The following is a 13,499-nucleotide window of genomic DNA, read 5'->3' as shown; positions in this document are numbered from 1 at the left end:
CAGCGCCTCCCGGTCACCGCCGACCGGCGAGAGGAGAGCCGCAGCATGTCCGCACCCCGTGCCGCCTCGCCCGTCCTGGACCGCATCCGCGTCGGTTCCGCCCCCGACTCCTGGGGCGTGTGGTTCCCGGACGACGACCAGCAGGTCCCCTGGCAGCGCTTCCTGGACGAGGTCGCCGAGGCCGGCTACGAGTGGATCGAACTCGGCCCCTACGGCTATCTGCCCACCGACCCGGCCGTGCTGCGCGACGAGATCGCCCGCCGCCGCCTCAGCGTCTCGGCCGGCACCATCTTCACCTCACTGCACCACGGCCCCGACGTCTGGGACAGGACCTGGGCACACGTCAGCGAGGTCGCCACCCTCACCCAGGCGATGGACGCCAAGCACCTCGTCGTCATCCCCTCCTTCTGGCGGGACGACAAAACCGCCGAGGAGCTGGAGCCGCGCGAGCTGACCCCGGAGCAGTGGAAGCACCTCACCACCGGCATGCAGCGGCTGGGCAAGCGGGTGCGCGACGAGTTCGGCCTCGACATCGTCGTGCACCCGCACGCCGACACCCACATCGACACCGAGGAACACGTCGCGCGCCTCCTCGACGGCACCGACTCCGACCTGGTCAACCTCTGCCTGGACACCGGCCATTACGCCTACTGCGGCGGCGACAGCGTCAAGCTGATCCGCACCTACGGCGAGCGAATCGGCTACCTCCACCTCAAGCAGGTGGATCCGGACATCCTCTCCGACGTCATCACCAAGGGAACCCCCTTCGGACCGGCCGTCCGGCAAGGCGTGATGTGCGAGCCGCCACTCGGCGTGCCGGCACTGCCACCGGTCCTGGAGGCCGCCCAGGACCTGGACGTCGACCTCTTCGCGATCGTGGAGCAGGACATGTATCCCTGCCCGCCCGACCAGCCGTTCCCCATCGCCGAACGGACCCGGCGCTTCCTGCGGTCCTGCGGCGCCTGACCCCAGGCGCGGGTTCCGAGGCCGAGGCACGGGGGCGAGGGACGGGGCGAGGGGCAGGAGCCGCGGCCGGGAGGCCGAGTGCGGGAAGCCGAGGACGGGAGGACGGGGCCCGGGCCACGGGAGAGGCGCGAGTCGTCGCGACCGGACAGTCGGCCCGGACCGCCTGGCCCGGGCGGCAGAGGCCCGGGTGGCAGAGGCCCGGACGGCGAGGCCAGGCCCCCTCCCCCAAGCCGCGGCACCCCAGCCTCGCCCCCGAGCTCACCCTCTCCGCAAGGCCCGACACGCAGACCCCGCACCCCCAGGCTTCTCCCCCTAAGCCCCCGCCCGTGCCTGGCCTGTGCCTGACCTGCGCCCGGCCCGCGTCCGACCTGCGACTGACCTGCGCCTGGCCCGCACTTGACCACGCCCGGCCGCACCTGGTCCGCTCTTGGCGCGCCTGCCTCGCGGGGCCTTCCTTATCCGGCAACGATTACACAGAGTAGTCAGTTCCCAGGATATATCACACTCGGTAGTGTCTATGGATGTGAGGACGACATGACTTCGTACGGAACACTCGGCGTGGCGGTCATCGGTACCGGACGGATGGGTGCCGACCACGTGCGCCGGATCAACGAGGTGATCAGCGGGGCGCGGGTGGCGGCCGTGGCCGATCTCGACGCCGACCGGGCCAAGCATCTCGCCGACGGCATCGAGGGGTGTACGGCCTACACCGATCCGGCCGCGGCCATGGCCGATCCCGCGGTGGACGCCGTTCTGGTCGCCTCCCCCGGCCCGGCCCACGAAGCCACTCTGCTCGACGCCTTCGCCCGCGACCTGCCGGTCCTGTGCGAGAAGCCGCTGACTCCGGACCCGGCGTCCGCACTGCGCGTCCTGGAGGCCGAGCAGGCGCTGGGCCACCGCCGCGTCCAGGTGGGCTTCATGCGCCGCTACGACGCGGACTACCGCACCCTCAAGTCCCTTCTGGACCAGGGGGCATACGGCCGTCCGCTGATGCTGCACAACAAGCACCGCAACGCCGACACCCCGCCCGGCTTCACCAACGCGATGATGATCCACGACTCCGTGGTGCACGAGATCGATGTGACCCGTTGGCTGCTCGACGAGGAGATCACCGCCGTCCGTGTGCTGCGCCCGGCGCCCACCGGCAACGCCCCCGAGGGCCTCAGCGACCCCCAGCTGATCCTCTTCGAGACGGCCGGCGGGCAGGTCGTGGACACCGAACTCTTCGTCAACTGCCGCTTCGGCTACCAGGTCAGCTGCGAGGCGGTATGCGAGGGCGGCACGGCCAGGATCGGCGACGACCACGGGGTGTTCACCAACACCACGGGCCGCTGGGGCGGCACCATCACCCCCGGCTTCGTGGAGCGCTTCGAGGAGGCGTACGACCGTCAGGTGCAGCGCTGGGTGGACGCCACCCGGCGCGGTGAGGTCGAGGGCCCCAGTTGCTGGGACGGCTATGCGGCGGCCGCGGTGTGCGCGGCGGGCGTGCGTGCCCAGGAGACCGGCGAGCGGGTGGCCGTGGAACTGATCGAGCGTCCCGCGCTGTACCGCTGACGATGACCGCCCCGACCCGCCAGGTGGCGTCCGCCGGCCCGCGCGCGAGCGGCCCGGCCCGTAACGCCAAACGCTTCATCGTCGGCATCGCTGCCATTGCCGCCCTCGGGGGCGCCCTCTTCGGCTACGACACCGGGGTGATCTCCGGCGCCCTGCCCTTCATGGACCGCCATTTCGGGCTCTCCTCCCTCGGCGAGGGCTTCATCACCAGCGCCCTCCTGATCGGCGCCGCCTTCGGCTCGCTGGCCGGCGGGCGGATGTCCGACGCGCTCGGGAGGCGCAACTCCCTGCTGTGGGCGGGTGCGGTGTTCATCGGCGGCGCGCTGGCCGTCGCGCTCGCGCCCACGGTGCCGTTCATGGCCTTGGCCCGCTTCGTGCTCGGCCTCGCCGTGGGCAGCGCCTCGGTCATCACCCCGCTCTATCTCTCCGAGATCGCGCCCCCGCACATCCGCGGCCGGCTGGTCTCCTTCAACTCCCTGATGATCGTCAGCGGCCAGCTGCTCGCGTACCTCATCAACGCCGTCCTGGCGCACTGGGGAGCGTGGCGTTGGATGCTGGGCCTGGCCGCGCTACCGGCGGTGGCACTGTTCGCGGGGCTCTTCTTCCTGCCCGACACCCCTCGCTGGTACATCGGCAAGGGCCGACGGGACGAGGCCGCCGGGGTGCTGCGCCGTACGCTGCCCGCCGGCGACGTCGGCGCCGAGCTGGACCGTATCGATCGCGCCCACAGCCTGGAGGCCGACGCCCGGCGGGGCGCCTGGCGGGAATTGCGCACCCCCTGGGTCCGACGGCTGCTCCTGATCGGGGTGGGGCTGGCGATCGTCCAGCAGATCACCGGCGTCAACGCCGTCATCTACTTCGCGCCCAAGATCCTCGCCGCGACGGGCCTGGGGACGGGTGCCGCGATCACCGCGACCATCGCCGTCGGCGTCATCTCGGTGGTGGCCACCGCCGTCGGCATGTCCCTGATCGACCGGGTCGGCCGCCGCCCCATGCTGATCGGCGGCCTGGCCGGCATGGCGCTCGCGCTCGGGCTGCTCGGCGCCGCGTTCCGCCTTCCCCACTCCCCCGCCGTCAGCTTTCTCGTTCTTGGCCTGATGGTGCTCTATATGGCCTTTATGCAGGCCACGTTGAACACCGGTGTGTGGCTGCTGCTCGCGGAGATGTTTCCGCTCGCGGTGCGCGGGTTGGCCATGGGAGCCGCGGTATTCGTGATGTGGCTGGTGAATTTCTCCGTCGCGCTCGCTTTCCCGGTGCTGCTCGACGCGGTCGGGGCCGGCACCACGTTCTGGTTCTTCGGCGTGATGTGTGTGTTGTCGCTGATTTTCTGCAAACGGTACGCACCGGAAACCAAGGGGCTCGCCCTCGAAGATCTGGAGGACGAGCTGCGGAAGGCGGCCGCCCACTGATCCTTTGCCGTCCGGGGAACCGCGGGCTTCCGTAGCCGCGTCGGTACGGGTGGAATGACATCCCGAGGGACCCGACTCGCTCCCGGTCGGCACAGTGCACCCATCGATCACAAAGCAGTCAGGCAAGCAAGCGAGCAACAGGCAGGCGAGCAAGGGTATTCAGCGGGCTCTTGGTCGAAATGGATCAACCGGCTCCCTACGCGCCCCAATACGGCTCCATTGTTTCCGCTGGTTCCACCGGATTGATCAGCTCAGCCGGATCAGGTGTCCGATGGTCCACATCCGCGGAACCAGGGAACGGTGGAACAGCGGAAGCAGTGGTAGCAGTGGTAGCAGTGGAAGCAGTGGAAGCAGTGGAGATCTGGGGCGAGTTGAACGGTCGGGTCAATGGTGACCGATCGCATCGACGGTGACCGGTGGGATCGACAGTGACCGGTGGGATCGACAGTGACCGGTCGGATCCATTCCGTTCGTCCGCCGAGTGGTCATTCCTGAGGATCGCGTTCAACGCAGCGTCACATCCCATGCAGCATCACGTCCAACGGGGGAAACGATGGAATTCGTGAATGCCCGAACAACGCGTCGTACCGTCCGGCGCGCGGCCCTGCTGACCGCCACCGCGGGTCTGCTGACCGCCGGACTGCTCACCGGTCCGGCACACGCGGCCGGACCCGCCCCGGGGCCGGCCGGCGCCATGGCCGCCTGCGCCTACTACAGCGGCACCGCCCTCACCGTCTACGGCCAGCGCGGCGACCGTGTCTCGCAGGTGCAGTGCCTGCTGGCGAACCGCCGCTATCTCCCCTGGGGAGATGTCACGGGGTACTTCGGCCCCAAGACCCGGGCGGCGGTGAAGAAGTTCCAGGCGGGCCACCACCTGACCGCCGACGGCAAGGTGGGCTCGAAGACGTGGCGGGCGCTCTACGCCTGATCCGCACCATCACCGCGGCGGGCCGCCCCCGGCCAGGAACCGGGGGCGGCCCGCCGCTCTTCCGTCCCACGGCCGACGGCCCGGCCGCGGTCCCTCTGCCGTAACCGTCACAGCCGTCCCACCGTCGCAGCCCTCCCGTCGCCCGTCGCAGCCCTCCCGTCGCCGTCGCAGCCGTCCCGTGGCCGTCACAGCCGTGCCGCCGCTGTCACGGCTGTCACGGTTGTGCGGGTCTTCCGTCACAGCCGTTCGACAGCCCCTCCCCGCCGTTCACGCAGCGTCGTTGACCGGGCACAGGCTGAGTGACCGTCACGCCGTAAGCAGACGCCGCCGGCTCCCCCGGGGCGGTGCTGCACGCGGCGCCAAGGAGGTGCGCAGAGATGACCGACCGAAGGCTCTGGTCGTACAAGGAGATCGCCGCACATATCCAGGTACAGCCGGACACCGTGCGCTCGTACCGCAAGCACGGACTGCTGCCGGAGCCGGATCTGGTGGAAGGCGGCAAACCGTACTGGTTCGCCGATACGGTCAGAGCCTGGGTGGCGCGCCGCCCCGGGCACCGCAGTCGGCGGGGGCAGGGGGACTGAACCGCCCCTGGCGTCCGCCCTGGTGACGGCGGGCCTTGGGTCGCGCTGCGGCAGGTGGGACCCGCCCGGTACGGGAGTCCTACGATCACGGGATGACCCATCCGACAGCGCACCACCCGCAGGGCCGGCCGGCCGCCCGGATCGCGGTGATCGGCGCCGGTGCGATCGGCGGTTACACCGCCGCCCTCGCCCGGTGGGCCGGCCTCGACGTCACCGTGTGTGTCCGCAGCCCGCTGGAGCAGCTCACCGTCGAGGCCGGTGGCACGGAACGCACCGCGGCGGTGCGGATCGCCACCGCTCCCGAACAGGTCGGGCCGGTCGACTGGGTGCTGCTGGCCACCAAGGCGCAGGACACCGCGGGCGCCGAGGGCTGGCTGCGTCGGCTGTGCCGGCCGGGTACGGGCGTCGCGGTCCTGCAGAACGGCGTCGGCCACCGCGAGCGGGTCGCGCCGTACGTTCCGGAGGGCACCGAGATCCTGCCGGTGCTGGCGTACATGGCCGTCGAGCGGGTCGCGCCGGGCCGGATCCGCCATCACGCCGCGAGTGAACTGCACGTTCCGGCGGGGCCGCAGGCCGACCGGTTCGCCGTCCTGCTGGCGGGCAGCGCGCTGACGGTGCGGCCGGTCGGTGACTTCACCACGGACGCCTGGCGCAAGCTGTTCACGAACCTGGCGGCCAACCCGCTGACCGCCCTGCTCCAGCAGCGGATGGGGATCTTCGCCGACCCCGAGATGGCCGCCCTGACCGGGGACCTGCTGCGTGAGGCCGTCGCGGTGGCGCGTGCCGAGGGCGCGGATGTCGGTGAGCCGGACATCGGCACCACCTTGGAGATGTACGCGGCGGTACCACCCGACGGCGGTTCCTCGATGCTCTACGACCGTCTCGCGGGCCGACCGCTGGAGCACGAGTACCTCACCGGAGCGGTCGTCCGGGCCGGTGAACGGCACGGCATCGCCACGCCGTTGAACGGCATGCTGCTCACGCTGCTGCGGGCCGTCGACCGTGGCCTGCGGGCCTGAGGTCTGAGCCCCGCCGACGGCGCCACGCCGCGGTCCGCTCGAAGGGCCCCGGGCTCCGGGCGTTCCTGCTGGGCGGTGGCGAGCATTCCTACGGGGCGGTGCCCGGGCGTTCCTACGGGGGCGGTGCCGTGGTGCCGCGGATCTCCAGGGAGGGGGCCACGAGTTGCCGGGCGGCGGGCCGGGTGGGGTGCGCCATACGGTCCAGCAGGCACTGTGCGGCCCGTCGCCCGACGTCGTCGCCGGCGTTGTTGACGGTGGTCAGCCACAGGTGTCGGATGCGGGCGAGATAGGTGTTGTCGCAGCCGATCAGGGAGAGGTCGCGGGGTACGGCGAGGCCGAGTTCCTGCGCTGCCGAGAGCGCCCCGACGGCGGAGATGTCGTTGAACGCGAAGACGGCGGTGGGGCGTTCGCGGGCGGCGCCCACCTGTCCGCCGGCGGCAAGGGCAGCACCGGAGCGGCCGGACGCGCCGGAGCCGCCGGAGCCGCCGGAGCCGCCGGAGCCGCCGGAGCCGCCGAGCATCCGGACGGCGGCCCGGTAGCCGCCCTCCTCGGTGCCGTCGCCCGGCTCGATGGTCAGCTCCTCGCCGAGCCCGTGCTCGCGCATCGCCGCCGCGAAGCCGCGGCTGCGCAGCTCGCCGACGCTGCCGCGGCCGGCGATATGGGCGATCCTGCGGTGGCCGAGCCCGATGAGGTGCTCGGTGGCGAGCCGGGCGCCGCGTTCGTCGTCGTTGGCGACGGTGTCCACCGTCGGCAGCTTCGGGTCGTGGGTGCCCGCGATGACGATCGGCAGGCGTTCGGCGGCCTCGGCGAGTGCGGCCGCATCGGGCAGGGTGCCCACCGCGACCAGGCCGTCCACCTGTAGTTCCAGGAAGGCGCGGGTGGCGTCCTCGCCGGTCCGGCGGCCCAGTCTGCTGTCGGCCATCAGCATGCGCAGGTTTTCGGCGTGCAGCACGGAGTTCAGCCCGTCCAGGAGCTCGACGAACCAGGGGTTGCGCAGGTCGTTGAGCAGCACACCCACCGTGTGCGTCCGGCGGGCCACCAGGCTGCGGGCCGCGGCGTTGGGCCGGTAGCCGAGTTCCTCGATCGCGGCCAGGACGGCCTGCCGTTTGGCGTCGCTGACCCGGGGCGAGTCCTGGAGGACGAGGGAGACGAGGGATTTGGAGACGCCGGCGCGCTCGGCCACACCGCGGATCGTCGGGGGGCGGTCCACAGGACCCTGAGGGGACCGTTCCATGGTGCGGATCCTTCCATCGGGCCGGGGGGCCGTCAACGCGCGCCCCCGCGGCTCCGCTTCGCTCCCGACCGCGAGGGTTGACATGCGGACATCCGGACATGCAGGGTGCCGAGAACGAGGAATTGGACCGTTCCAACGTCGAGCCTCCCCACCCCCTCTCCCTCCCCCCCCCCGCACCATGGCCCTGCACCGTCGGCCCGCGCGCTGCCGCACCCTGCTGCCCCGCCTCCCCGACCTCCTCGTCCCGCCTCCCCGCCCTGCACATCGGAAGGATCCGACGCAATGAAGATCGGCCTGATCGGCACCGGACGCATCGGCGCGTTCCACGCCGAGACCCTCCGGGGCATCCCGGGCGTCACCGACCTCGTCGTCGCCGATGCGGACACCGCGCGTGCCGCGTCGCTGGCCCGGACGCTGGGCGTACGGGCGGCCCCGGGCATCGCGCAGATGTACGCGGACGGCCTGGACGGTGTGGTGATCGCCGCGGCGACCAGCGCGCACGCCGCACTCGTCCACCAGGCCCTGGACGCCGGGGTACCGGTGTTCTGCGAGAAGCCGGTGGCGCTGGACGTACCCGGCACCGTCGGCGTGGTGGAGCGGGCGCAGGCCGGCGCCGTGCCCGTGCAGATCGGCTTCCAGCGGCGGTTCGACGTCGGCTACCGCACGGCCCGGGAGGCGCTGCGCGCCGGCGAACTGGGCTGGCTGCACACCCTGCGCGCCTGCACCAGCGATCGGACGCCGCCGCCGGCGGGCTACATCCCCACCTCCGGCGGGCTCTTCCGGGACTGCAGCATCCACGACTTCGACATTCTGCGCTGGCTGACGGGCCGCGAGGTGGTCTCGGTCTACGCCCAGGGCGCCAACCGCGGCGCGTCCTTCTTCGCCGACGGCGATGACGTCGACACCTGCGCGGCGCTGCTGCGCTTCGACGACGACACCCTGGCCACCGTCACGGCGACCCGCTACAACGGTGCGGGCCATGACGTCCGGTTGGAGGTGTGCGGCTCGGAGGGTGCCCGTTTCGTGGGCCTGGACGACCGTGCGCCGCTCCCGTCGGCGGAGGGGAAGCTGTCGTGGCAGCGGTCGGCCGCCCCGTACGCGACGTTCATGGAGCGCTTCCATGACGCGTACGTCACCGAGCTGGGCGTCTTCACCGAGGTCGCCGCGGGGCGGACGCCGAACCCGTGCTCGCCGGCCGAGGCGCTCGAGGCGCTGTATGTCGCCGAGGCGTGTGAGCTCTCCCGCCGGACGGGCGGGCCGGTCGCCGTCGCGGACGTCCGTGCCGCCGCCGCGGGGGCCGCCGGCCGGTCCGCGGAGGGCGACGGCAGCGCACCGCGGGGCGCGTGACGGCCCGGTGCCGGGTCCTGGACCTGGCACCCGCTCCAGGACCGGGTGCCGGGCGGCGGCCGGCACCCGGTGCGGTCGGCCGCGCGTCGGACCGCGGGCCTCAGGCCAGCTCCACCCGCCAGTTGTTGGCCCGCATCGGCCGTCCTTTGGGGTATTCGATGTCGCACTCCTCCTGGAATCCGAACCCCGCCTTCCGGCATACGGCGTTGGAGGCGGAGTGCTCCACCGAGGGAAAGGCGTGCAGATGGCGGTGCCGGCCCTCGGCCCTGGCCGCCGTGATGACCGCCCGTGCCGCGACCGCCGCGATGCCTCTGCCCTGATACTCGGGCAGCACGCCCCAGCCCGTTTCGTACGCCCGCTCGCCGCGCCAGGTGAGCTCCCAGTAGCCGACCGATCCCACGACCGCGTCCCCCGTGCGGCTGCCGGGCCCGGCGTCCGCCGTGCCGTCCTCGGCGGCCACCACGATCCGGAACATCCGTCCTGGGCCGTCGAGTTCGAGATACCGCCCGTGCCGGGCGGCCACCTGCGCCTCGGTCTCCGGGCCGCCGAGATGCGCGGTCATCTCCGGCGCATTGAGCCTGCGCAGGAGGTCGATGTCGTCCGCCGTCCACCGCTCGATCCGCACCCGAGGTGCGCCTGTTCCCCTCGTCATACAGGAAACGGTAGGACCTGCCACTGACAATCCGCCGCCGCCGGGAAGCGGCCCGGCGGACCCGGCGGCCGGGGCACCCGCGCCGGTGCGGGACGGCGGCGCCGGCACGGGACAGCAGCCGTCACGGGGGCCCGGGGTGGGACTCCGGTGCGGCGACCGCCTCGGCGCATCCCCCGTGGCCGTCCGGCACGCTCCCGCCCCCTTCGGCCTCTCCCGCGCCGTTCGTCGGCGCGAGAGGCTCCGTTCCGCAGGCGCTCCGGACCGCTGTCGCCCGCGGGGCGCGGCGGCGGGCGGCCCACTGGAGGCCCGAGCCCGCCGCGGCGACGGCGCAGGAGACGCCGATGCCGATGCCCGCGGCGTAGAGCGGGTCACCGGCGGCGGCGCTGCCGAGGTAGCCGAGGCCGACGGAGTAGGTCGCCCACAGTGCCTCGGCGATGCCGGCGCCGATCACGTAGGTGCGTACGGGGTAGCGCACGACCCCGGAGGCCAGCGCGCCGGCGATCCGCCCGCTGGGCAGGAATCGGACACCGATCACGAAGGGCAGGCCGTAGCGCTGGATGTGGTGGAGGGTCCAGTCCAGCAGTGCGCGCCGGCGGGGGCGGCGGCGCATCCAGGACCGTGCGGGGCCGCCGAAGCGCCGTGCGGTGAGGTACATCAGGAGGTCGCCGACGAGGGCGCTGCCCGCGGTGACGAGGAGGATCAGGGGGAGGGAGGCGTGGCCCTGGGACGCGAGCACTCCGGCCGTGACAAGCAACGCGGAGTTGGGGACCAGCGGTGGCAGGCTGGTGAGCACCAGCAGGCCGTAGGCGATTGCGTCCATGCGGCCGCCTCCTCGGATCCGCCCCGAGTCCGTACCCCAAGGCTGACGCGCGACGGGGGACACGGCAACGCGTGGCGGGGCGAGGTGGGCTTGGTACCCCCTAGGGGTATACAGTGCAGGAGTGGGGAGGCACCGGCCGCACTCGGTTCGCCCCGCATTCGGCACCACGTGTTACCCACGGAACGCATCGCACCACGAGGAGATTTCCATGACTGCCACGTCCGCCACGTCAGCCACCTCCGACACGGCCGCCGTGCCGGCGAGCGACTCCTGCTGCACCCCCGAGAGCTCGTGCCACTCGGGCGGCGGCACCGCGCAGGCCGGCGAGGTGACCACCACGTACAAGGTCACCGGGATGACCTGCGGCCACTGCGAGGGCGCCGTCTCCTCCGAGATCGACGAGCTCGAAGGGGTGACGTCGGTGCAGGCGGTCGCCGCCACCGGGCTGGTGACCGTCACCTCCGCCGCCCCGCTCGACGACGAGGCCGTGCGCGCGGCGGTCGACGAGGCCGGTTACGACCTCGTGGGCAGGGCCTGACACCCATGCCCGGCCCCACTGCACAGGCGCAGGTCGAGCTCGCGATCGGCGGGATGACCTGCGCCTCGTGCGCCGCACGCGTCGAGAAGAAGCTCAACCGCATGGCGGGCGTCGACGCCACCGTCAACTACGCGACGGAGAGGGCGAAGGTCTCGTACGAGGACGGGGTCTCGGTCGAGGACCTGATCGCCACGGTCGAGAAGACCGGGTACACGGCGCAGCCGCCGGCGCCCCCCGAGCCCGATCCCGAGCCGGCCGCCGGGGCTCCCCCGGACGAGGCCGCCGACGGCGGCGCGGATACGGCGGCGCTGCGGCGGCGGCTGACGGTCTGCGTCGCGCTGGCGGCACCCGTGATCGTGCTGGCGATGGTGCCGGCCCTGCAGTTCACCAACTGGCAGTGGCTGTCCCTGACACTGGCCGCGCCGGTGGTCGTCTGGGGCGGCCACCCCTTCCACCGCGCCGCCTGGACCAATCTGCGGCACGGCGCCGCCACGATGGACACGCTGGTCTCCCTGGGGACGCTGGCCGCCTTCGGGTGGTCGTTGTGGGCACTGTTCTTCGGTGACGCGGGCATGCCCGGCATGCGGCACGGCTTCGACCTCACCGTCGCGTCCACGGCCGGGTCCTCGCAGATCTACCTGGAGGCCGCGGCCGGCGTCACCGCCTTTCTGCTGCTGGGCCGCTATCTGGAGGCCCGTTCGAAGCGGAAGGCGGGGGCCGCGCTGCGGGCGCTGCTGCGGCTGGGCGCCAAGGACGTGACCGTGCTGCGCGACGGGCGCGAGGTGCGCGTCCCGGTGGCTGAGCTGGCGGTCGGCGACCGGTTCGTCGTACGGCCCGGGGAGACGATCGCCACCGACGGGCGGGTGGTGTCGGGCGCTTCCGCGGTGGACGCGTCGATGCTGACCGGCGAATCGGTGCCGGTGGAGGTGTGCTCGGGTGATGCCGTCACCGGGGCGACGGTGAACACCGCGGGCCGCTTGGAGGTCGAGGCCACCCGGGTGGGCGGCGACACCCAGCTGGCGCGGATGGCGCGGCTGGTGCAGGACGCGCAGAGCGGCAAGGCGGCGGTGCAGCGGCTCGCCGACCGGATCTCGGCGGTGTTCGTGCCGGTGGTGCTGGTGATCGCGGTGGGCACGCTGGCCGGCTGGCTGCTGGCGAGCGGGGATGTCGCCGCGGCGTTCACGGCCGCGGTGGCGGTGCTGATCATCGCCTGCCCGTGCGCCCTGGGGCTCGCCACTCCGACGGCGCTGATGGTGGGCACGGGGCGCGGCGCCCAGCTGGGCATCCTGATCAAGGGCCCGGAGGTGCTGGAGTCGACCCGCCGTGTGGACACCGTCCTGCTGGACAAGACCGGCACGGTCACCAGCGGGCGGATGCGGTTGAAGGGCGTCGTGGCGGCCGACGGGGTCGCCGAGGAGGAACTGCTGCGGCTGGCGGGGGCTCTGGAGCACGCCTCGGAGCATCCGGTGGCACGGGCCGTGGCGGAGGGTGCGGCACAGCGGGTGGGTGCGCTGCCCGCCGTGGCGGATTTCGCGAACGTACCGGGCCTGGGCGTGCGCGGGGTGGTGGCCGGGCACCGGGTACTGGTCGGCCGGGCCCGGCTGGCCGAGGAGGCCGGCGTGGCGTTCCCGGTGGAGCTGCGGGCGGCGCTGACGGCGGCCGAGGCCGGGGGTCGTACCGCCGTGGTCGCGGCGTGGGACGGCCGGGCCCGGGGGGTGCTGGCGGTTGCCGACTCGGTGCGGCCCACCAGCGCTCAGGCGGTCCTGGGGCTGCGGGCGTTGGGGCTCGAACCCATCTTGCTGACCGGGGACAACGAGGCCGTTGCGGCGGCGGTCGCGGCCGAGGTGGGCATCGACGAGGTGATCGCCGAGGTGCTGCCGGAGGAGAAGGTGGCGGTCGTGGAGCGGCTGCGCGCCGAGGGCCGTACGGTCGCGATGGTCGGTGACGGCGTCAATGACGCGGCGGCGCTGGCCACCGCCGATCTGGGGCTGGCGATGGGCACGGGTACGGATGCGGCCATCGAGGCCGGTGATCTCACGCTGGTGCGGGGCGACCTGAGGGTTGCGGTGACGGCGATCCGGCTGGCGCGGGCCACGCTCGCCACGATCAAGGGCAATCTGTTCTGGGCGTTCGGTTACAACGTGGCGGCGCTGCCGCTGGCGGCGGCCGGGCTGCTGAATCCGATGATCGCGGGCGCCGCGATGGCGTTCTCGTCCGTCTTCGTGGTCACCAACAGCCTGAGACTGCGGACCTTCACATAGTTCCCACAACCGACACAACACCCATACGGACTCACGGTGATCTCCAACTCGCACCCCTTGACCGCATTCGCCCCTTATGGCAAGAGACCCAGATCACACTCAGAGCAACGTAACCATTGCGGGGGGTCGTGAGTCTAACCGGGCAGTGCAGGCACCCCGGCGGCGTCTGCACAGCACAGGCCGTGCC

The 13,499-nt window shown here is 72.5% G+C and carries 12 protein-coding genes; 9 read left to right on the top strand and 3 right to left on the bottom strand.

The genetic code is table 11. The features are described 5' to 3' along the window. Positions 1-45 precede the first annotated feature (45 nt). The 6 genes from ACGFML_RS10565 to ACGFML_RS10540 all read left to right on the top strand — a co-directional run bounded on the left by ACGFML_RS10565 (position 46) and on the right by ACGFML_RS10540 (position 6,460). A complete protein-coding gene (locus tag ACGFML_RS10565; RefSeq protein WP_393542121.1) occupies positions 46-966 on the top strand; it encodes a sugar phosphate isomerase/epimerase family protein in 921 nt (306 codons plus the stop codon). Between the two features lie 534 nt (positions 967-1,500). After that, positions 1,501-2,520, top strand: a complete 1,020-nt coding sequence (locus tag ACGFML_RS10560) for a Gfo/Idh/MocA family protein (protein ID WP_393542119.1) — start codon at positions 1,501-1,503, stop codon at positions 2,518-2,520. A 2-nt stretch (positions 2,521-2,522) separates the two neighbouring features. Further along, on the top strand, positions 2,523-3,929 hold the full coding sequence (locus ACGFML_RS10555) for a sugar porter family MFS transporter (protein WP_393542117.1): 1,407 nt from the start codon (positions 2,523-2,525) through the stop codon (positions 3,927-3,929). A 553-nt stretch (positions 3,930-4,482) separates the two neighbouring features. Then, complete coding sequence (locus tag ACGFML_RS10550; RefSeq protein WP_393542115.1) at positions 4,483-4,857, top strand: peptidoglycan-binding protein; 375 nt, start codon at positions 4,483-4,485, stop codon at positions 4,855-4,857. A gap of 377 nt (positions 4,858-5,234) precedes the next feature. Continuing rightward, a complete protein-coding gene (locus tag ACGFML_RS10545; protein WP_393542113.1) occupies positions 5,235-5,441 on the top strand; it encodes a helix-turn-helix transcriptional regulator in 207 nt (68 codons plus the stop codon). 92 nt (positions 5,442-5,533) lie between these two features. Next, the gene (locus tag ACGFML_RS10540) at positions 5,534-6,460 is read left to right on the top strand and encodes a 2-dehydropantoate 2-reductase (protein ID WP_393542111.1); all 927 of its coding nucleotides are present in this window, start codon (positions 5,534-5,536) and stop codon (positions 6,458-6,460) included. A gap of 112 nt (positions 6,461-6,572) precedes the next feature. Here the strand turns inward: ACGFML_RS10540 and ACGFML_RS10535 are convergent, their stop codons facing one another. After that, positions 6,573-7,694 carry a LacI family DNA-binding transcriptional regulator gene (locus tag ACGFML_RS10535; RefSeq protein ID WP_393542109.1) on the bottom strand — a complete coding sequence of 374 codons (1,122 nt, stop codon included), beginning with the start codon at positions 7,692-7,694 and terminating at the stop codon, positions 6,573-6,575. Positions 7,695-7,976: 282 nt separating this feature from the next. On the opposite strand from ACGFML_RS10535, the gene ACGFML_RS10530 reads away from it, so the two are divergent. Beyond that, complete coding sequence (locus ACGFML_RS10530) at positions 7,977-9,041, top strand: Gfo/Idh/MocA family oxidoreductase (RefSeq protein WP_393542107.1); 1,065 nt, start codon at positions 7,977-7,979, stop codon at positions 9,039-9,041. A 100-nt stretch (positions 9,042-9,141) separates the two neighbouring features. Here the strand turns inward: ACGFML_RS10530 and ACGFML_RS10525 are convergent, their stop codons facing one another. After that, complete coding sequence (locus tag ACGFML_RS10525) at positions 9,142-9,693, bottom strand: GNAT family N-acetyltransferase (RefSeq protein ID WP_393542105.1); 552 nt, start codon at positions 9,691-9,693, stop codon at positions 9,142-9,144. 121 nt (positions 9,694-9,814) lie between these two features. Then, complete coding sequence (locus ACGFML_RS10520) at positions 9,815-10,513, bottom strand: DedA family protein (RefSeq protein ID WP_393542103.1); 699 nt, start codon at positions 10,511-10,513, stop codon at positions 9,815-9,817. Positions 10,514-10,721: 208 nt separating this feature from the next. On the opposite strand from ACGFML_RS10520, the gene ACGFML_RS10515 reads away from it, so the two are divergent. Both ACGFML_RS10515 and ACGFML_RS10510 read left to right on the top strand, forming a co-directional pair. After that, positions 10,722-11,051 (top strand): heavy-metal-associated domain-containing protein, encoded by a 330-nt coding sequence (locus tag ACGFML_RS10515; protein ID WP_393542101.1) that lies wholly within the window; start codon positions 10,722-10,724, stop codon positions 11,049-11,051. 5 nt (positions 11,052-11,056) lie between these two features. After that, positions 11,057-13,312 (top strand): heavy metal translocating P-type ATPase, encoded by a 2,256-nt coding sequence (locus ACGFML_RS10510; protein ID WP_393542099.1) that lies wholly within the window; start codon positions 11,057-11,059, stop codon positions 13,310-13,312. Positions 13,313-13,499 lie beyond the last annotated feature (187 nt).

Origin of the sequence: Streptomyces sp. NPDC048650 (genome assembly GCF_043199095.1) — a bacterium.
In the GTDB taxonomy this organism is placed as follows: Bacteria; Actinomycetota; Actinomycetes; order Streptomycetales; family Streptomycetaceae; genus Streptomyces.
This window is presented reverse-complemented; position numbering and strand designations above follow the sequence as displayed.